Origin of the sequence: Nocardia cyriacigeorgica NBRC 100375 (assembly GCF_000308555.1) — a bacterium.
Classification (GTDB): domain Bacteria; phylum Actinomycetota; class Actinomycetes; order Mycobacteriales; family Mycobacteriaceae; genus Nocardia; species Nocardia cyriacigeorgica.
Window position 1 is genome coordinate 48593 of sequence record NZ_BAFY01000327.1, and the last position, 20559, is coordinate 69151.

The 20559-nt window shown below is 69.5% G+C and carries 13 protein-coding genes and 1 pseudogene; 8 read left to right on the top strand and 6 right to left on the bottom strand.

Features of this window, described 5'->3' with window-relative positions:
- Window positions 1–33: 33 nt before the first annotated feature.
- Entirely contained in the window at window positions 34–456 is a 423-nt protein-coding gene (locus RJ05_RS31215; protein ID WP_036543341.1) for an alpha/beta hydrolase, read from the bottom strand.
- Between RJ05_RS31215 and RJ05_RS32670 the strand changes: the two genes are divergently transcribed.
- Window positions 338–808, top strand: a complete 471-nt coding sequence (locus tag RJ05_RS32670; protein WP_255220975.1) for a sensor histidine kinase — start codon at window positions 338–340, stop codon at window positions 806–808. The two genes, RJ05_RS31215 and RJ05_RS32670, sit on opposite strands and share 119 nt — an antisense overlap.
- A 264-nt stretch (window positions 809–1072) precedes the next feature.
- Complete coding sequence (locus tag RJ05_RS28805) at window positions 1073–2398, top strand: lipase family protein (RefSeq protein WP_373365091.1); 1326 nt, start codon at window positions 1073–1075, stop codon at window positions 2396–2398.
- A 70-nt stretch (window positions 2399–2468) separates the two neighbouring features.
- Here the strand turns inward: RJ05_RS28805 and RJ05_RS28810 are convergent.
- Together RJ05_RS28810 and RJ05_RS32675 are read right to left on the bottom strand one after the other, a co-directional pair.
- A pseudogene (locus tag RJ05_RS28810) lies at window positions 2469–3780 on the bottom strand (DoxX family protein).
- A 29-nt stretch (window positions 3781–3809) separates the two neighbouring features.
- A complete protein-coding gene (locus RJ05_RS32675) occupies window positions 3810–4202 on the bottom strand; it encodes a M15 family metallopeptidase (RefSeq protein ID WP_234012250.1) in 393 nt (130 codons plus the stop codon).
- A gap of 302 nt (window positions 4203–4504) precedes the next feature.
- Between RJ05_RS32675 and RJ05_RS28820 the strand changes: the two genes are divergently transcribed.
- Window positions 4505–5194, top strand: coding sequence for a response regulator transcription factor (locus RJ05_RS28820; protein WP_036543347.1), 690 nt, complete (start codon window positions 4505–4507; stop codon window positions 5192–5194).
- The gene (locus RJ05_RS28825; protein ID WP_195026007.1) at window positions 5187–6266 is read left to right on the top strand and encodes a sensor histidine kinase; all 1080 of its coding nucleotides are present in this window, start codon (window positions 5187–5189) and stop codon (window positions 6264–6266) included. Before RJ05_RS28820 ends, RJ05_RS28825 begins: the two co-directional genes overlap by 8 nt.
- Here the strand turns inward: RJ05_RS28825 and RJ05_RS28830 are convergent.
- From RJ05_RS28830 to RJ05_RS28840, 3 genes are read right to left on the bottom strand one after another with little or no spacing between them, the layout of a single operon-like run.
- Complete coding sequence (locus RJ05_RS28830; protein ID WP_228789055.1) at window positions 6208–6486, bottom strand: hypothetical protein; 279 nt, start codon at window positions 6484–6486, stop codon at window positions 6208–6210. The genes RJ05_RS28825 and RJ05_RS28830 overlap by 59 nt on opposite strands.
- A gap of 40 nt (window positions 6487–6526) precedes the next feature.
- Window positions 6527–7141, bottom strand: coding sequence for a class I SAM-dependent methyltransferase (locus RJ05_RS29665; protein ID WP_051017099.1), 615 nt, complete (start codon window positions 7139–7141; stop codon window positions 6527–6529).
- Between the two features lie 19 nt (window positions 7142–7160).
- The gene (locus RJ05_RS28840; protein ID WP_036543349.1) at window positions 7161–8246 is read right to left on the bottom strand and encodes an aldo/keto reductase; all 1086 of its coding nucleotides are present in this window, start codon (window positions 8244–8246) and stop codon (window positions 7161–7163) included.
- Between the two features lie 46 nt (window positions 8247–8292).
- Here RJ05_RS28840 and RJ05_RS28845 point away from each other — a divergent pair, with 46 nt between their 5' ends.
- From RJ05_RS28845 to RJ05_RS28860, 4 genes are all read left to right on the top strand, one after another.
- On the top strand, window positions 8293–12108 hold the full coding sequence (locus tag RJ05_RS28845; protein ID WP_081597614.1) for a non-ribosomal peptide synthetase: 3816 nt from the start codon (window positions 8293–8295) through the stop codon (window positions 12106–12108).
- Window positions 12095–12592, top strand: a complete 498-nt coding sequence (locus tag RJ05_RS28850) for an OsmC family protein (protein WP_036543351.1) — start codon at window positions 12095–12097, stop codon at window positions 12590–12592. The genes RJ05_RS28845 and RJ05_RS28850 overlap by 14 nt, the downstream gene beginning before the upstream one ends.
- Complete coding sequence (locus RJ05_RS29670; protein ID WP_051017105.1) at window positions 12589–20106, top strand: type I polyketide synthase; 7518 nt, start codon at window positions 12589–12591, stop codon at window positions 20104–20106. The genes RJ05_RS28850 and RJ05_RS29670 overlap by 4 nt, the downstream gene beginning before the upstream one ends.
- A partial coding sequence (locus tag RJ05_RS28860; RefSeq protein ID WP_036543355.1) for a class I SAM-dependent methyltransferase occupies window positions 20103–20559 on the top strand: 457 nt, incomplete at its 3' end. The genes RJ05_RS29670 and RJ05_RS28860, both read left to right, overlap by 4 nt.

The following is a 20559-nucleotide window of genomic DNA, read 5'->3' on the forward strand; positions in this document are numbered from 1 at the left end:
AGAGTCAAGAGCTCTGGTCGCGCGGGAGTCGGCTCAGCCGATGACCGGTTCCATCACGATCGGCGGGACGGATTCGACGCATGTGGTCGAGCCGGTGGTGCCGGTGCGGATGAACCGATCGACGATCCCGGTGACGCAACCGCTTGGTTCGAGATCGGGGACATGGCCGGTGTTCGGCACCGAGACGAACGTGGCGTCGGCGAAGCGTGCGGCGACCTGCTCACCATGTGCGTCGGGGCTGATGGCGTCGAGGTCGCCCGACAGCACCAGCACCGGGACGTTCGGCAGCGCACCTTTCGCCCGAACCGGTTGTGGCGCGGTGATGTTCGGCCATCCGATGCACGCGTCGCCACCGTCACGCACCGCGGCGTTGAACCCCGGGAGGCTGAACGCGCTGTCGGCCGAAGGCGCGGCGGCTGCGAGTGTCTGGCGGTACTGCCGCTCTCGCTCGGTCACCGTCGCCGCGGATGCTCCGGCCCCGGTACGGGGTCGCCCCAAGGCGCTGGCCCGCTGCGTGGACAACCTGATCGGCAACGCGATCAAGTTCAGTCCCGCCGGCACTCCGATCATCGTGCACATCCACGGCACCGAACTCGCGGTACACGACCAGGGGCCCGGCATCGACCCGTCGGAGACCACCGCCGTCTTCGGCCGGTTCTACCGCGCCGAAGGCACCCAAGCCATCCCCGGATCCGGCCTCGGCCTGGCCATCGTGGACGACATCGTCACCGCCCACCACGGCACCGTCTTCGCCGAACCCGGTCCCGGCGCTCGCATCGGCTTCCGCCTGCCGCCGATCTCGCCGTAGACCGGCGCGATTGGTCACCGGACAGACCGGACGTCGTGACGATCAGGGCCGCGCAGGACCTCGCCCGCTTGGCGGCGGCCGAAAGGCCGGTGTGGGTCTCTTGTGCACATGCACAAATTCCGGGGTCACCGTTCTGCATCGTGTCAATGGCGCCGGGCGCCGAGGTGCTGTGAACTCATTCCACTGGGTCGCCGACGGCTGGCCCAGGAGCGCAATCGCCGGCGGCGCTCGGCGGGGAATCAATGACGATTCGGAGGACCTCTGGTGAGAACGACACGGCTGGCGTCGATCGTTGTGGCGGCGTGCGTCGCCTGGGCCGGTGGGGGCGTGGCGGCGGCCGATTCGGCGTTTCCGCCGAGCTTCCCGCCCGACCAGAACCAGCTGCCGAAGTTGCCGTCGGAGCCGCAACTGTATGACATGCTGCCGATTCCGACGCCGGCCGAAGACCCGTGGTATGACGATCCGCCGAATCCGGCCTCGTATGCCCCCGGTGCGATCGTGCGCAGCAGGGAAGTGCAGACGCGGCTGCTGGGGATCCCGTTCCCGGTCTACACCAAGCAGCTGCTGTTCCGGTCCAGCGATGTGCACGACAACCCGATCGTCACCGCGACGACCGTCATCGTTCCGGGAATCCCGTGGCACGGCAGCCCGCGTCCGGTGGTCTCCTTCCAGGAGGCGATCGACTCGACGAACTCCGCGTGCAACCCGTCCTACACCCTGCAGACCGGCACCATGAAGGAGTCGACGCTGATGGCCGGGTGGCTGGCGCAGGGATTTGCGATCAATGTGCCCGACTTCGACGGCAAATTCAACACATTCAACACCTACGACGAGGGCAAGATGGTCCTCGACAGCCTGCGCGCGATGAAGAACGACCCCACCTTGGGGCTCACCGATTCCGGGATCGCGCTCTACGGCTACTCCGGCGGCGGGTCGGGATCGATGCGGGCGGCCGAACTGCGCCACAGCTACGCGCCGGATGTGCGGCTGCTGGCCACCGCCATCGGTGGTACGCCCGGTGACCTGGTCGCGCAGGCGCACTACGCCACGCAACCGCAACCGGGGCTGACCGGGATCAGCAACTTCACCATGTGGCTCGGGCTGGCGAGTTTGTCGCGCGAATACCCCGATGTGTTCGATCCCGCGGAATTGCTCACCCCGGAGGGGCAGCAGATCGTCGCCGACATCGCGAGCCGTTGTGTCCTGACGATCGCACCGACCGGCATGTACCGCCCCATCAGCGAGTACTACCGGCCCGGCAAATCGCTCGAAGGTTCACCGGAGATCATCGAGATCCTGCGCGACAACAGTCTCGGCAAGTACGTCCCCGACAGCCCGGTGCTGTGGTGGCACGGAGTGTGGGATGAGCTGATCCCGCCGTCGGTCGTGCTGCCGACCGTCGACAGCCTCTGGCAACGCGGCGCCGACCTGCGCTTCGTCACGGTCCCGATCCCCGAGCACATCGTCAACGCGGGCGTCGGCTGGGCGCCGGCCACGGCCTGGATCAGCCATGTGCTGCGCGGCGGTTCACCGGGCCCGAAGTTCCATGCCCCCTTCCAGCCGTTGCCGCCGGACTTCCCGGGCAGCTGAGCCCATGGAACCGCCTGCCCCAGTCCGCCTTTCGCCGCCGCGGGCATGGCGGTTCGCGCCGAGAACCCCCTCAGCGGAGGTACGGGTAGTCCTGAACCCAGTGGAATCCGCGGCTGCGCAGGGTGAAGGTGGTGGGATCGACGCGATCGAGGGTGATCGAGACCGGGCGGTCGTGCAGGGTGCCGCGCAGGATCAGGCGATCCGGGGCGGGCTGTTCGGAGGACAAGGTGGCGAATGGTGCGCGGTACTCGGCTCGCTCGTCCACTGCAAGCATGGTGAGTTCCAGGAGTCCGTCGGTGCGGAAAACGGCGCGTGCCGGTACCAGATCACCGTTCATGCGTTGAAAAGCAGCTTCCTCGGGGTCATCGAACATCACTCGCTGCCAACGGTTCTCGTCGGTGGTCAGCGGCGCGACCGGTCGCCCGTCGAGTACGAAGTCCCGCACATCCCATATCCCGTAGAGCGGGGATCTGGGACTCGCGGCACCGTGCTGTTGTTGCCAGACTCGCCAGTTGTCCTGGACACCGCTCGCCGTGACCCAGACGGCGAGGGCCACCAGCGACCACGTCGCGATGCGGTTCTTGCCGGGATCGGTGAACAGGGCAGGCAGGGTCAACGGCGCGCAGGCGCGTTGCCGCACGAACAGGTCGAACAGTTGCCGCAGATATGGGGCGAGCAGGACCAGGCTGATCAGCAGCAGGTGGGCCGACAGCAGCTTCTCCGGCACATCGAAGGTCATATTCAGCACCAGGATCTGCGCCGTGCTCGCCAGGCTCACCGCGGCACCGAGTATCGCGGTCCGGGGCAGCAACAACAGCAGCCCGGCCGCGACTTCTGCTGCACCGAGGGTCATCTCGTACGCGGGCGAGCTGCCGACCTGAAGCCACAGCACCGACATGGGGCTGAAGCTGCCGTACGGCTGCAACAGCTGCGCCAGGCCGGGCGCGGGCATCTGGTTCGGGATGAGTTTGGCCAGTCCGAACGACAGCATCTGCCCGGCCAGGCACAGCCGCAGAAACAGCGTGAACCACGCCAACAGCTTGGGGTGGGAGCTCCGGGGGTCGACGGCGGTCCACCCCCGCGGCTGCTACCACCGCAGCGACCAGCAGGCAGAACACCAGCACCCACATCGCTGTCTGGTCGCCGGCTCCGGAGTCCTTGTGCAGCACCGCCTCGACCCCGAAAACCCTCGCGCCGACCCAACCGGTGACGGCGTCGGTCATCGACGTGGCCCACAGCCCGGCATGCCCCTGCACCCAGCGGCCGAAGGGGCCGAGCAGTGCGAAGACGATGTAGGGGATGAGCAGGCAGAACAAGCCGAAATAGACGACGCAGAAGCGGAACGCGAACAGCGTCGCGGGATGCCAGGACGCTGCCTGCACGCTGCTGGTCGCGGGCTCGCGCGTGCTGGTCACCGGTGCATCCTCGGATCTTCGGTGGGATCGGCGTACTGGGCCGGACACCCATGAGCGATCGCCCCGGGGCGCAGTTCGAAATGCCAGGGCTCGTTGCGGTAGATCTGGCACAGGCCGTATCCGGCGCCGTGAGCCGACAGCCAAGCCGCCGCCTCGGCGGGCCCGATATCGACCGCCTCACCCGATACATGCGCCGAGGTTTCCGCAGTGGCCACCCATCGGGCGGCTTCGGCCGCCGAACCATAGGTCGCGACCGCCTCACGCAACAGCTGGTCCTGGTACTCCGCGGAACGCCGGCCACTGGTCACGACCAACTCGACACCGTCGTCCGCGGCATCCGTCGACGCCCGGCGCAAGGCATCGAGCAAAGCGGGCTCGAGGTCGGACACGGACGGAACCCCGTCATCGAATGACGCGGCACCCGGCGGACCATGATGGCCGCCACGAATCGTATCGACGGCCTCGGCGACCGAGGAGGACAACGGTGCCGGCGACTGATGAACGACGACACCGATCAGGGCCGCCCCGGCGAGGCCGCAGGCGGCGAGGACGGTGAGGCGGCTACGGTGAGGCGCGGTTCGTGCTGGTTCGCTGTGGTTCATGCCTCCAGTGAAGGCAGCGTCGTGTTGTCAGCACGTATGCGATTTCGGATACGCCGACGATATGTCCCGGCTGGGAGGATCGAGGGTCTATGCGAGTACTGATCGTCGAGGACGAACCGTATCTGGCCGAAGCCATCCGCGACGGGCTGCGCCTGGAAGCGATCGCCGCCGACATCGCCGGTGACGGTGAGACCGCCCTCGAGCTGCTCGCCGTCAACGCCTACGACATCGCCGTGCTCGACCGTGACATTCCCGGGCCCTCCGGCGACGAGATCGCCCGGCGCATCGTGGCCTCCGGCAGCGGTCTGCCGATCCTGATGCTCACCGCGGCCGACCGGCTCGACGACAAGGCGAGCGGATTCGGTCTCGGCGCCGACGATTACCTCACCAAGCCGTTCGAACTGCGCGAGCTGGTGCTGCGGCTCAGAGCTCTGGACCGCAGGCGCGCACACAACCGCCCGCCGGTGCGCGAGATCGCGGGACTGCGGCTGGATCCGTTCCGGCGCGAGGTCTACCGCGATGGCCGCTACGTCGCGCTGACCCGCAAGCAGTTCGCGGTGCTCGAAGTTCTCGTCGCCGCCGAGGGAGGCGTGGTCAGTGCCGAAGAGTTGCTGGAACGGGCGTGGGACGAGAACGCGGACCCGTTCACCAACGCGGTGCGGATCACGGTATCGGCGTTGCGCAAACGTCTCGGCGAGCCGTGGGTCATCGCGACCGTCGCCGGTGTCGGGTATCGCATCGACACGCAACCGGCCAACGGGGGAGCGGAGCGTGGATAGGGCGCCTGGCCTGAGTGTTCGGCTCAAGCTCACCCTCAGCTACGCGGGCTTCCTCATGCTCGCGGGTGTCCTGCTGCTGGCCGCCGTCCTGGTCTTCTACCTGTACCTGCTGCCCGCCGGCTGGATCAACGCCAGCGGAAACTTCTGGATCGACCGCTCGCTGCTGCTGCGGGCCTTCGCCCCGTTCATGGCCCTGGTGCTCGTCTTCCTGCTCGTTTTCGGCCTGCTTGGCGGGTGGCTGCTGGCCGGCCGGATGCTCGCCCCGCTGACACCGATCGCGGCGGCCACCCGACTGGCCGCGAACGGATCTCTGTCGCACCGCATCCGGTTACCGGGCCGCCACGACGAATTCCGCGAACTCGCCGACGCCTTCGACACCATGCTCGCGCGCCTGGAAGCGCATGTCGGCGAACAACAGAGGTTCGCGGCGAACGCCTCCCATGAACTGCGCACGCCGCTGGCGATCACGCAGACCCTGCTCGACGTCGCCCGCAACGACAGCGACGGTGCCACCGCCGAACTCGTCGACCGTCTGTACGCGGTCAATACCCGGGCGATCGACCTCACCGAAGCGTTGCTCGTGCTCAGTCGCGCCGACCGCCGCGCGTTCACCAGGGAGCCCGTCGACCTGTCGTTGCTGGCCGAACAAGCCGCCGAAACACTGCTCCCGCTGGCCGAGCGTCACGGTGTCGTCCTGGAAACCGCCGGGGAGATCGCGCCGGCCTTCGGCTCGGCGGCTCTTCTGCAGCAGATGACGACCAACCTCGTGCACAATGCGATCGTGCACAACCTGCCCGAACGCGGCGCCGTGTGGATCAGCACCGGTGTCGAGCCCGGCTGGGTGGTGCTCACTGTCGAGAACACCGGCGAAATGCTCAGCCCGCAGGTGGTTTCCACGCTGGCCGAGCCCTTTCAGCGCGGCACCGAACGCGTCCGCACGCACCAGCAAGGCGTTGGCCTCGGGCTCGCCATCGTCGACAGCATCACCTCGGCGCACGATGGGATCCTGACACTCACACCGTGTCCCGCCGGCGGTCTCCGGGTGACGGTGCGGCTGCCCGCACAGTCGTGAGAGGTGCGGCGATCAGACGAACAGTCCGAGCACGACCCCACTGACGGACCAGCTCGAGACCCCAGTCGGCCATATGCACCAGGGCTGTCGGGATCGGGACGTTCTCGTACACCATGGCGTCGGCCAGGATGGTGACCGGCAGCACCGCCACGATCGCGCCGAGCGCCGCTGCGGCGGCGGCTCCATGCCGGTCACCGGCGAGCAGCAGGACTGCCGGCACGGCGGCCGCTACGAGGCCGCCCGAGGGATCGTGAGCCGGTTCAGGCTGGTCGAACGGCGGTCACCAACTGGAAGGTGTTGTCCTTGCGGGTCACGGCGACCTTGTCGAATCCGGCTGCCTCGAGGAGTGTGGTCAGCTCGGTGTCGGAGTGGAACCGTGCCCGCTTCGCGACAGGGGCGGGCATGAGCGTGCGTGGCGGGTCCGGTGCCACCGTGTGGACCACCAGGCGCCCTCCCGGGCGCAGGACGCGGTGGAGTTCGGCGAGCACCGATCCGGTATCGACGAAGAACAGCACGTTCATCGCAGTGGCACAGGTGAAGTGGGCATCCGGTAGCGGAAGCGAGGTGGCATCGGCTTCGATCACCTCGAGACGGCCGTCGGCCAGCGCGGCCGGATTCGCGGACTTGGTGAGCGCGACCATATCGGCACTGTGATCGACGGCGGTCACCCGACAGCCGGATTCCAGCGCGCGGGCAGCGAACGATCCACCGCCGCAGCCGATTTCGACAAGGTGGTCGCCATCGTCGAGATTCAACGCGGCCAGGGTGTCACGGAAGATGTCGTGGTGAGATTTCATATCACGCCACATCAAGCGGGCCAGCGGTCCGCGGGGGCGGCGCAAGAGCCGGTCGACGAAGGTGTCCATCAGGGTCATCAGCTGTCCAGTCGTGAGTTCAGTGGTGGGTTCGTGGTCGAATAGACATGTCCCCGAACAGGCTTCGCTGCGCCATGGGTCGAGCGAGTGCGTTGTGCGGGTAGCCGGGGGTGGGGGCGGAGGCCTCGGCGAGCAAGCGCAGCTGGTCGGCGTCGAGGTGCACGGTGAGCGCGCCGAGGTTGTCCTCGAGCTGTGCGAGGGTGCGCGCGCCGAGGACCGGTGCGGTGATACCGGGTTGCGCGAGGGTCCATGCGAGTGCCACCTGCGCGGGCGAGTGGCCGGACTGCCCGGCCACGCGGCGCACGGTATCGGCGACCGACAGTGTGCGATCGCTGAGTCCGCCGCCGGCCAGGATCAGCTCTCGCCTCGATGTCGCGACCGTCGGGGCCCGTTCGGTAGTGGGCAGATCGGCGGGGGAGTACTTGCCGGTGAGGACGCCGCCCGCCAGCGGGGACCAGGCGATGGCACCCAGCCCGAGTTCGCGTGCCATCGGGAGCATGTCGTGCTCGCCGGTGCGTTCGGTGAGGTTGTATTCGAGCTGGACTGCGATGAGGGGGTTCCAGCCGCGCAGGTCGGCGATGGTCTGCATGCGGGCGATCTGCCAGGCGGGGGTGTTGGAGATGCCCAGATACAACACCTTCCCGGAGCGCACCAGATCATCCATGGCGCGCATGATCTCCTCCGGTGGTGTGCGGTCGTCCCACATGTGCAGGTAGAGCAGGTCGAGATAGTCGGTGCGCAGCCGGCGCAGGCAGGCCTCGACCGAGGCGATCATGTTCTTGCGGTGATTACCCCCAGCGTTGGGATCAGTCAGCCGGCGTAGGACGGAATACTTGGACGCCAGAACGAGCGAATCCCGTTCTGAGGAGGTGAATTCGGCGAGCCATTCCTCGGCGGTGCCGTTGGTGTAGTTGCCAGCGGTGTCGAGGAAGTTGCCCCCGCGGGTGAGGTAGGTGTCGTAGATCTTGCGTGCTTCGGCCTTGTCTGCGCCCCAGCCCCAGTCTGTGCCGAATGTCATGGTGCCCAGTGCCAGTGGTGAAACCCGCAGGCCCGAGCGCCCGAGTAGGCGGTAGTCGTCCAAGCCACTATTGAAAAGGATTGTCATTTGCGTCTAGTGTAGGCGCGTTGGTTTTGCTGAGCAAGGGCTATGGATGGCGACAATCGAACATGAAGTGCGGCATTGCGCCGCAACCGTTCTCGGGATCGATGCGGAGACCATCGACGAACTACGGCCGCTACAGGAATACGGTCTGGACTCCTTCCTCGCCGCACGCCTGCACCTACGGCTCGGCGAACGGACCGGGGTGCGGGTGCCACTGGGGTCCTTCGTCGGAGCGACTGTCGGGTCACTTGCCGCGGAGATCGAGAAACTTCTATCGCCTGTTGCCTCCGCCGGCGCCGCGGCCGAGGAGACGCCCCTGCCGAGTGCCGCCGCCGGTGTCGACGAGGAAGAGCTGACCCCAATTCAGGCGTCCTACTGGGTGGGCCGCGAGGTGGGAATGCCGCTGGGCGGGGTGGCCACGTTCTACTACTTCGAATTCGACCGCGATCCTGAACGATTCGTCGCAGCGGACGCGCACGGCGAGGTCGCCGCCTTGGAGACGGCCTGGAACAAGGTGGTGACCAGGCACGATATGCTGCGCGCGGTCGTGACCGACGACGGCCGCCAGCGAGCGCGGCCGCCCGGCCGGCCCTACCGCATCGAGGTCACCGACCTGCGCGACCCCGACACCGACGCCACCGCCGCGCTGGCCGAGCTGCGGCACCAGAAGTCGCATCAGGTCCTCGATACCGCGACCGGTCCACTGTTCGACATCCACGCCGCCCTGCTGCCGTCCGGCGCGCTGCGGCTGTTCGTCGGATTCGACATCATCGTGCTGGACATGGCGAGCTGGATCCAGATCATGCGGGAATGGGGGCAGTTCGTCGCAAACCCGTCGACCGCGCTTGCGCCACCGCCGAATTCGTTTCTACGCATCCTGCGCGATCGTCGTCTGGGCGAGTCGCAGGACAGGGACCGCGCCCGCGCGTATTGGCAGCAGCGACGCGCGGCGCTGCCGCCCGGCCCACAGCTTCCCTACACGGTGGCACCCGAGACGATCCGGGCCGCACGGTTCCGGCGCCACGAGGCCCACCTGGACCCGCAGCGCTGGACAGCGCTGCGCGCGGGCGCCGCGCAACGCGGCCTCAGCCCCACCGCGGTCCTGCTCGCAGCGTTCGGCCTGACCCTGTCACGCTGGGGCGCGACGGATCCGTTCTGCCTCAACGCCACCTTGTTCGATCGGCCGGACCTCGGCGAGAGCGCCGACGGTGTGGTGGGAGATTTCAGCACCACGGCCCTGGTCGCCATGCCGTCCCCGGAACCGGCTTCCTGGCGTGGGTTCGGCGAGTTCGCGCGGCAGGTGAACACGCAGTTCTGGGCCGACCTGGAACACCGTTCCTACAGCGGCATCGAGGTACAGCGTGATCAGGTCGCCGATCTCACTCCGCGATATCCGGTCGTCTTCACCAGCGGTGTCGGCCTCGGCCAGGGCGCCGAGCCCGCCGCCGGCTGGCTCGGCGACGAAGTGTTCGGCGTTTCGCAGACACCGCAGGTGACACTCGACCACATTGTGTGGGACGAGGCGGGTGGTCTCCGGCTGGCATGGGATGCGGTCGAGCAGGTCTTCCCCACCGAGTTCGTGGCGCAGATGCTGGCCGCGCACGAGCGTCTGCTGCGGCGGCTCGCCGACGATCCCGCTGCGTGGGAGGATCGGGCTCTCGGCTGGAACCCGCACTTCGAGGCCGTGCGGCCGCTGCCGTCGGGTCAGGGAATCGGGCTGCTCACCGACTTGCAGCGCCATCAGGTCGAGGCACGACCGGGGGCCGCGGCCGTGCTCGGTCCCGCGGGGTCGCTGACGCACCGTGAACTCGCGCAGCGGGCACACGAGGTCGCCGCGCGGCTGATCGCCGCCGGGGTGCGCCCGCAGGACCGGGTCGCCGTGGTCGCCCCGAAATCGCCCGACCAGATCGTTGCCGTCTACGGAGTCCTGGCGGCGGGCGCGACGTTCGTCCCGATCGAGCCCGACTGGCCGCAGCCGCGAATCGCCTCGGTGTGCCGCCGCGCGGGGATCACCCATGCCCTGAGCGCGGCCCCGGTCCGGCTGCCCGAGACCGTCACCGCGCACCCGATCGTCGTCGAGACCGTCCGCGGTTCCCTCCCGGAGCCGGTCGGCACCGCCGACGATGCCCTGGCCTACGTCATCTTCACTTCCGGCTCGACCGGTGAGCCGAAGGGCGTCGCGGTCGAGCATCGCGCCGCGCGGACCACCATCGACGACATCAACGACCGCTTCGGCATCGGTCCCGCCGACCGGGTACTCGCCCTCTCGGCGCTGAGCTTCGATCTGTCCGTCTACGACATCTTCGGTGTACTCGGCGCCGGCGGAGCCCTGGTTCTGCCCGACGCCGACCGGCTGCGCGACCCGGGGCACTGGTGTGACCTCGTCGCCGATCACCGGGTGACGGTCTGGAACACGGCGCCCGCGCTCGCCGAAATGCTGGTCGAGTACGCGGAGGCCGACCCGGCGGCGGCTGCGCGCCTGCGCTCGCTGCGGGTGCTGCTGCTGTCGGGAGACTGGATTCCGCTCTCACTACCCACCCGGTTACGCGCACTGATCGGCGACGACGTCCGGGTGATCAGCCTCGGCGGTGCCACCGAGGCCGCGATCTGGTCGATCTGCCACCCCGTGCGGGAGGTTCGGCCCGAGTGGACCAGCATCCCGTACGGCACGGCGCTGCGTGAGCAGTTCTTCGTGGTGCTCGATGAGGCGGGACGGCCCTGCCCGGTGGGGGTTCCCGGCGAATTGTTCATCGGTGGTGCCGGGCTCGCCCGCGGCTACGTCGGCGACGACGAGCAGACCGCACGCCGCTTCGTGCGCAATGCACAGCTGGGGCAGCGGCTGTACCGCACCGGCGATCTCGGCAAGTGGCGAACCGACGGGACCATCGAGTTCCTCGGTCGCGCCGACCGTCAGGTCAAGGTGCGCGGACATCGCATCGAACTGGGTGAGATCGAGGCGGTGCTCGCCGGGCATCCCGGTGTGCGCCGATGCGTCGCCGCGGCCGTGCCCGGCGCCGACGACCGGCCCCAGCTGGTGGCCTACGTGGCGGCCGACGAAAACGCGGTGAACACCGCCGAGCTCGCCGACATCGCGGGTCGCCATCTGCCGCACTACATGGTGCCGTCGCGCTGGGTGCTGCTCGACAGCGTCCCGTTGACGCCCAACGGCAAGGTCGACCACGGCCGGCTGCCGAACCCGTTCCGTCACAACGGATCAGCACCTGATCACGAAACACCTCCCGCCGCGGGCCCGGTGGCGTCGGCCGACCGCGTCGAAACACCGGATTCGGTGGCCGCTGGTCTTGGTGACTGGTTGCGACTAGCCGCGGAAGATGCCGCGGAGCGCGGCCTGACGTTGATCCTGCGCGCCGAAGCCGCCGAAACCACCGATAGCTCCACCGGCGCGACCGACTGGCTCGACCAGCTGCACGCCGCCGCCACCACGGCTGGTGTGGCGGCGATGGCCCGCAACGGCGAGGTCGCCGAACTCGTCGTCGGCGTCGCTGCCTCGAATACCGCGCCGGACCGCGCGCAGACCGAAGCCGCGGTCACCGAGGTGTTCAGTGACCTGCTCGGCCAGCCGGTTTCGCCGACCGTCCCGTTCCACGATCTGGGCGCGACCTCGCTGACCCTGGTTCGGGCGCACCGCAAGCTACGCCATCTCGCCCCGGCCCTGACCGTGCCGGACATCTTCCGGCTCGGCACCGTGCGGCGGCTGGCGCAGTGGATCGCCGAGCACGGCGAAGCGGGCGCGCCCGCCCCGGTATCCGGCCTCGTCCCGATCGACCTGACCGCGGCGACCAGTCGTGGGCACCGCCGGCGCCGCAACCGAGTGAAAGCGAGGCCGGCGGATGTCGTTCGCTGACATTGTGTTCCGGCTGCGCAGCGCCGCAGTGCGCGCGGCCGATCGTCGACAGCGATTCACCGCCACGGCCGAGCACCGCCCCGGCACGGCCACCGAAATGGGCGTCCGGATCCGGCGGCACAGCTTCGTCGTCGACGAACCGGTCGCCGCCGGCGGCGGCGACGCCGGGCCCGACCCCATCGGGCTGGCGCTGGCCGCCCTCGGCACCTGCCAGGCGGTCACCTACCGGTTCCACGCGGCCCGGCTCGGTATCGCCATCGACTCGCTGTCGGTCCGGGTCGAGACCGAGCTGGATCTCGGTCCGGTCTTCGGACTCGACGAACCGGCACAGCCCGGCCGGATCCGGGTGCTGGCCCGGGTGAGCGGCCCGGCGGCACCGAGCCGGTACCAGGAACTGCACCGACTCGTCGAACAATCCTGTCCCGTGCTGGCCATGATGCGCGGCCGGCAGCCGGTGGACTCGGAAGTGGAGATCGAATCATGAACGACGACAACGCCGTCGCCATCGTCGGGATGGCCTGCCGATTCCCCGGCGCCCCCGACCTGGCCTCCTACTGGGATCTGATCAGCGCGGGCCGGGAGGGCATGACCCGCTTCGCCGACGCGGAACTGGCAGCACGCGGGGTACCGGCCGATCTGCGCGGCCATCGCCACTACGTGCCCGTCGGCGGACTCATCGACGGACAGGACCACTTCGAACCCGAGCACTTCGGCATCCCCGCGGGCGATGCCGCTCTGATGGACCCGCAGCTGCGGCTGCTGATGGAATGCGCATGGGACGCCCTCGGCGACGCCGGACATCGCGGGGGAGCCGACCTCGACGCGGTCGGCGTCTTCACCGGGGCCGCACGCAGCGACTATCTCGAACACAACCTCGCCACCTACCGCGAACGCGCCGCACGAGACCCGCTCGGCCTTCTGCAGGCCGAGACCGGCACGCTCACCGACTATTTCGCGCAGCAGATCGCCTACCGCCTCGACCTCACCGGGCCGGCCGTCGCGGTGCAGGCCACCTGCGCGACCTCACTGGTCGCTGTCCATATGGCGGCACAGGCGCTGCTGTCGGAGGAATGCGACGCTGCGCTCGCCGGCGGTGCCTCGCTGATCGTGCCCCAGGGCCGCGGCTACCTGCATGTGCCGGACGCGATCTTCTCCGCCGACGGCCACACCCGCTCGTTCGGGGCGCAGGCGTCCGGCATGGTGCACAGCCAGGGTGTCGGAATGGTCGTGCTCCGTCGCCTGGCCGACGCTCTGGCCGACGGTGATCCCATCTACGCGGTCGTGCGCGGCAGCGCGGTGAACCACGACGGAGGCGGCAAAGCCGGCTTCACCGCGCCCTCGGCGGCCGGGCAGGCGCGGGTCATCGCCGAAGCGCTGGCGGTCGCCGATGTCGGTATCGACGCTGTCGACCTGATCGAGGCGCACGGCACCGCCACCGCGCTGGGCGATCAGATCGAACTGGCGGCGCTGACCGCGGTGTTCGCCGACCGAGTCGCGGCTCAGCCGATCGCCCTGGGGTCGGTGAAGAGCAATATCGGGCACACCAACAGTGCGGCCGGCATCGCCGGGCTGATCAAAACCGCGCTGGCACTGTCGCATCGACGCCTTCCCACGACGCTGCACGCGCGGCCGCGGCATCCTGATCTCGAGCAGCGCCGAGGTCTGTTCGACACGGTCGAACAGACCCGCGACTGGCCCGAACGTGACGGCACCCGGATCGCCGGGGTGAGTTCGTTCGGCATCGGCGGCGTCAACTGCCATGTGGTCCTCGAACAGGCTCCCACGCGCGCGGATACGGCGGAACCGGATCCGCGGGCCCAGCTGCTGCTGGTATCGGCCGCGACCGAACACGGTTGCCGAGACCAACTCGCGCAGGCGGCCGCCGCCGTCAACGCGGCAACCGGGGCCGACTACGCCTACACCGCGTCGGCCGGTCGCCACCACGACTCGGGCTGGCGCGCCACGGCTGTGGTGACCGGCGAGTCCGCGCTGCTGCCGGTCGCCACCGCGCAAATGCCGGCCCGCCGACCGGATATCGTCTTCGCGTTTCCCGGCGCGGGATCGCAGTATTCGGGGATGGGCGCGGGCCTCTACCGCGACGAGCCCGTCTTCGCCGAGTGCATCGACGAATGCGCCGAGGCCATGCGGCCGGTGCTGCAGTACGACATCCGCGAGATCATCACCGGCCGCGCACCCCAGCACGACGTCGACGATGTGCGGTACGGGCAGCCCGCGCTGTTCGCGGTCTCACTCGCCACCGCCGCCACCTTGCGTGGCTACGGCATCGAACCCGCCGGCGTGATCGGTCACAGCCTGGGCGAATACGCGGCCGCGGTCGTCGCGGGCATGCTCAGCACCGCCGATGCCGCCCATCTGGTGGCCGTCCGGTCGGCCGCACTCGCGCAGACCGCGGCCGGTGCGATGCTGGCCGTCACGCTCGGGGACGTCGATGTGCGCGCCGCGCTGGCGCGTTACCCGCAGCTGACCATCGCGGCTGTCAACGGACCGGATTCCTGCGTGGTCTCCGGCCCGGCCGCCGACATCGACAGCTTCGCGACCGCCCTGCGACGAGCGGGTATTCCGACCAGCAGGCTGCGCATCGGTGCCGCGTTGCATTCACCGGCCGTCGAGCCCGCGGTCGACCCGCTGCGTACTGCGGCGGCGTCGGTGCCGTTCGCCCCGGCCTCGGTGCCGCTCTACAGCACCCGCACCGGCGCCACGTTGCGCACCGTCGACGCCGAGCACTGGGCACGGCACCTGCGTGAACCGGTGCTGTTCGGCCGCGCTCTGGAGACCGCGGTGGCAGGCGCGCCGACCGTCCTCGTCCAGGTGGGACCCGGCAACGGTCTGGCCGTGCTGGCCCGCCGCAACGCCCCGGCCGGGCTCACCGTCGCGGTGCCGACGCTGCCGGACGCCGGCGAAACCGGCGAGGCCGCGGACCGGAGCGCGCTGCTCACCGCCATGGGGCACCTGTGGTGTCAGGGCGCCGATATCGCTGTCGACGCGTTGTCTCGCGGTCGTCGCCGACTTCGCCTGCCCAGCTATCCCTTCCAGCGGCGCCGGATCTGGGTCGATCCGCCGTCCGGCGATCGGGTGGCCGGCACAGCCGCCGAGCGCATCGCCGCGGAGGAGGACAACGCCGACCCGGTATCGGAGGTGCAGCGCGTAGCCGCATCGCCGAGTTCGGGGGGTGCCGACGATCGCGTCGCGGTGGAACGGGTTGCCGCAGCGGTGTTTTCGCCTGGGAGCGCATCGTTGTCGGTCGGCTCGATCGTGACCGGTGGTCCGGTTCCGGCGGGGGCGTCGAATGGAGTGGTGACGGCAGCGGCCGAGACGTCGAGTCCGGAGACCTCGACCCGAGTGCCCGTGGCTACGCCGAGTGTCACTACGGCCGAGACGGTCACGGCGGCTGAATCAGTCGTCACGGCTGAACCAGCGGCGATGACGGCAGACGACGCCATGGCACGGATACCGGCTCGCACAGCCACGAACGTCGCACCGTACGGTCGCGCGGAAGAAGACGACCGCGCGCATCCCGGGCAAGGAGATTCCACCGCCACGCTGGTAGGCGGACGCCCCTCCGACGATCCCCGGCAAGCAGCCGACCCGGACGTGGCGATTGTTGCCGCCCTGTGGTCCGATCTCCTCGGCCAAGACGTCGCCGACCCCGCAGACGACTTCTTCGCGCTGGGCGGCACATCCATGCTGGCGACCCGGATGCTCGACCTGCTCAACGAGCGCGAGGGCACCGACATCCGGATGCGGGAACTGCTCGCGAACTCGACGGTCGCCGCGCTCGCCGCGTTGGTGGAGCAGCGCAGGCCGACCGGTCCGGCGGCCCGTCCCGAACCAGCAACGCCCGCGGTTCGGGTGTCGGCCGCTGCCGAAGGCGCCGCTGCGCCGGACGAGCGCAGAGCGACCGATACCTTCCCTCTGACCCGGGTGCAGCACGCGTACTGGGTGGGCCGGTCGGGCGCGTTCGGGCTCAGCGACGTCGCGTGTCACATCTACCTCGAATACGACTGCGACAAACTGGATCTCGAGCGCTACGAGCGGGCGTGGAATCTGCTGATCCAGCGGCACGAGATGCTGCGGGCGGTGATCACCGAGGACGGACGCAACCGCGTGCTGCCCGAGGTCCCCGCCTTCCACATCCGCCGCCACGACCTCACCCGATCGGCACAACAGCGCGAGGAGACCCTCACCGATCTGCGGCGCCGCCTGTCGCACCGCGTCCACCGACCCGACCGATGGCCGCTGTTCGATGTGCGCGCGGCACTCATCGACGACACGACCACGCGCCTGTTCATCGGCATCGATGCGCTGATCTGCGACGCGGGAAGCTTCCTCGTTCTCGACCGTGATCTGCGACAGCTCTACACCGACCCGGCGGCCGTACTGCCGGCGTTGTCCATACGATTCGCCGACTACGTCGCCCATACCGAGGCCCGCCTCGATTCCGCGGAACGCCGTCGCGCGGTCGAGTACTGGCAGCAGCGCATCGACGAACTGCCCGGCCCGCCCGAGCTTCCCACTCGGCCGAGGACCCAGACCCAGCCGTGGTTCGCCCGCCGCGAGGCGCGCCTCACCACCGCGGAATGGCAGCAGCTGCGCCGCCATGCCGCCGAGCACGGAGCCACATCGTCGGCGGTCCTGCTCACCGCGTATGCCGACGTTCTCGCGGCCTGGTCCGGAAGCGAACGATTCACCTTGTCGCTCACCCTGATCGACCGGCCCGTCGCCCTGCCCGCGATCGACGCGGCGGTCGGCGATTTCACCACGCTGATGGCGCATGAGGTCGACCGCACCGGGGGCGGGCATTTCGCGGCCCGATCGGCTCGCACGCAACGACGGCTGTTCGACGATATCGACCACCGCGAATACTCGGCCCTGGAGTTGCTCGCCGAGATGTCCACCCGGACCGGCCGGCGAACCCTGCTGCCGGTGGTGTTCACCAGCGCGCTCGACGCCGCGGAACTCGTCGGTGGCGCCCCGGATCTGGAATGGGCGGGCCGCATCGTGCACGGCGTCAGCCAGACCCCGCAGGTGTGGCTCGACCATCAGGCGTTCGTGCACACCGACGGCTTGCAACTGCAATGGGATGTGCTCGAGACCGTCCTCGATCCCGCGGCCGCCGACATCGCCTTCGCGTCGTATGTGGAAACGCTGCGTCGCCTGGCCGCCGATCCGCGAGCGTGGACCGAGACCGACACCGGCGCGCAGTCGCCGCAACCGCAGGACGATCTCACCGGTGCGGTCGCCGACATCTGGGCCGAGGTGCTCAAACTCGACGCCGATGCGGTGCATTCGACGTCGACCTTCGTCGGACTCGGTGGTGATTCCGTGCTCGCCGTGCGGATGGCGACGATGGTGCGCACCCGGCTCGGTGTCGCGGTTCCGGTGGCGGACCTGGTCGGCGATCTGTGCTTCGCGGACCTGGTGGAGCTGGTCGCCGAGCGGCGCTCCGAGGTCTCGGCCCCGAGCATCGAACTGGTGCGACAGGCCGATTCCAGCAGCCCCTTCCCGCTCACACCTTTGCAGCAGGCCTACTGGGTGGGGCAGCAGCACGGCTACGCCCTGAGCTACGACTCGGCCCACAACTACGTCGACTTCCGGCTCTCCGGGGTCGATCCGTCCATGCTGGAACCTGCGGTGCGGCGGCAGGTGGAGCGCCAGCCCATGCTGCGGGCGATCTTCCTGCCGGACGGAACCCAGCAGGTGCTGCCCGCCGATGATCCGCGGCTGGCCGACCTGCCGATCACCCACCTCGATCTGCGCGAGGTGAGCGCCGGCGAGGTCGACCGGCGGCTCGCCGAGATCCGCGCCGAGCTGCAACGCACCGGGCCACAGATGGATCCGTGGCCGTTCACCATCACGGCGGCCAGGCTGCCCTCCGGTGAACTCGGCCTGCACATCGTGTGCAGTTTGCTGGTGGCCGACGGCTGGTCGGTGCAGCTGATGTTCACCGAACTGTTCACCTACCTCGACGAACCGCATGCGGTGCTACCCGCGCTCACCGCCCATTTCGGTGACTATGTGGAGACCATCTCCCGGCAACGCGGTGAAGCCGAGTGGCTGGCGCAGCGCCAGTGGTGGTGGGACCGCATCGACGACCTGCCGTCCGCGCCCGCACTGCCATTGGCCGCGCCGTTCGACCAGGTACGGCCCGACACCCTGGAACGCCGTGAATTCCGGGTGTCCGGGGAGCGCATGGCGGTCCTGCGCGAGCTCTGCGCTCAGCACAACATCACGCCGACCGCGGCGTTCGCCACCTGCTGGACGCTGGCACTGGCCCGGCTGGCCGGACACCGCCGGTTCCTGCTGAACGTGCTGTATCTGAACCGGCTGCATCTGCCGCGCGATCTCGACCACGCCATCGGGCCGTACGCGGGCACCGTGCTGCTCGATGTCGCACTGCCGGCCGCGCCGACCTTCCTCGCCGCCGCCAGGCACGTGCAGGAGGCCACGGCCACCATGCTGGACCACGGGCAGGTGACCGGGGTCGAAGTGCTGCGTGAACTCGCCCGCCGCCGCCGCGACACCGCACCGCAGGCTCCGGTCGTCTTCCACAGCACCCTCGGACTGCATCCGCCCGGCGGCACCCCCGACACCGTGCAGGTCCGGGATTTCTACCAGCGGGTGCGGACTCCGCAGGTCGCCCTCGATATGCAGGTGTTCCAATGGGATTGGGACGACTCGGTGATGGTGAACCTGGATGCCGTCGCCGAACTCTTCCCGCCGGGTGTGCTCGACGCGCTGTTCGCCGACGTCTGCGACACGGTCACCACCCTGGTCGACCGACCGGAATTCTGGACCTCGGTGGTCGAGGTGCCGGCGCCGGAGCAACTCGACCGGGCACCGGCCCCGCAGACGCGGCCAGCGGCGGACGGACCGCCCACCACCTCCACCGAGCGGGCCGTCGCCGAGCTGTGGGCGCGCATGGTGGATGCCCCGGCCCCGCTCGAGCGCGGCACCGACTTCTTCACCATCGGTGGCGACTCGGTGCTCGCCATCCGGATGCTCAACCGGCTGCGGGCCGAGCTCGGTCTGTCGGTCACGCCCCGAGCGTTCCTCGCCGACCCCACCGTCGCCGGTGTGGCCGCGACCGCGCGGCACGAGAGCCCGGACCGGCAGATACCGCTGGACTGTTTGGTGCCGCTGCGCGAAGGCACCGGCCGGCCGCTGTTCCTGATCCACCCGACCGGCGGTGACGTCCTGTGCTACCTGGACTTGAGCCGATTGCTCGACACGACGGCGCCCATCATCGGAATCCAAGACCCTGAATTGGCCGGTTCGGCCGGGCCCGCGACGATCGCGGAAGCGGCTCGGGTGTACGCGGAGGTGATCCGCGCCCACCAGCCGGACGGGCCGTACCGGCTCGGTGGCTGGTCGATGGGTGGCATCCTCGCGCACGAGGTGGCGCGGCGGCTGCGCGCCGACGGCGCCACCGTGGAAGCACTGATCATGCTCGACTCGAATATCGCCGACCGCATCCACCATGTCGACGGCAGCGCGTTCTGGACCCGATATGTGGGATCACTGGCCGCGTTCCGGGATCTCGATATCGCCACCGGCTTCGGCGCCGACTTCGATACGGCCACCGACGATCGGCAACGTGCCGAGGTCAGGCGCCGCCTGGCGGCGGCAGGGGTGCCCGAGCGCGGTAACCCGGATGATCAACGACTGGACGAAGAGGTGTTCCGCCGGCATCTGCGGGCCCTCGGCGCGCATGACACCGCGAGCCTCGACGGCACCGATACGGCGGTGCTGCTGGTGCGTGCCGCCCTGCCCGCGCCGCACAACTCCGGTGTCGGCATGGGCGTGGACGACTGCGGCGACCTCACCGACCTGGGCTGGGCGGCCCATACCGACGCCGTCATCGACAGCCGGCCGATCGCCGCGCACCACTATGCGCTGCTGCGACCACCGGCGGTCTCGACAGTGGCGCATATGGTGTCGGAGCTGCTGGCGACCCTCGACCGGACGGAGCAGCCGTGAGCGACGATTACGCCGCCGCGGCGGAGTTCTACGACCTGATGGCCACACCGTATGTCGCCGGTGTGGAGCCGGTGCTCACGCGGATGCTGGCGGGAGTGGACACCATCGCCGGGCCGGTGCTCGACATCGGCGCGGGTACCGGGCTGTCGACCATGCTGGTCGCCGACGCCCTTCCCGACGCGCGCATCGTCGCGGTGGAACCGGCCGCCGCCATGCGCGCGGTCCTGCTGTCGCGGCTGGCTGCCCGCCGCGACCTGCGGGAGCGGATCACCGTGCTGCCCAGCGGCTTTCTCGATGCGCCGCTGCCGAGGCAGTGCGCCGCGGTCGTCGCGCTCGGTGTGATCGGGCATTTCGACGCGGCCGGCCGCGCACGGGTATGGGCGGCGATCGCCGGCGCCCTGGCGCCCGGCGCCGACGCCGTGATCGAAGTCCAACGACCCGGCCGCGTCGAGG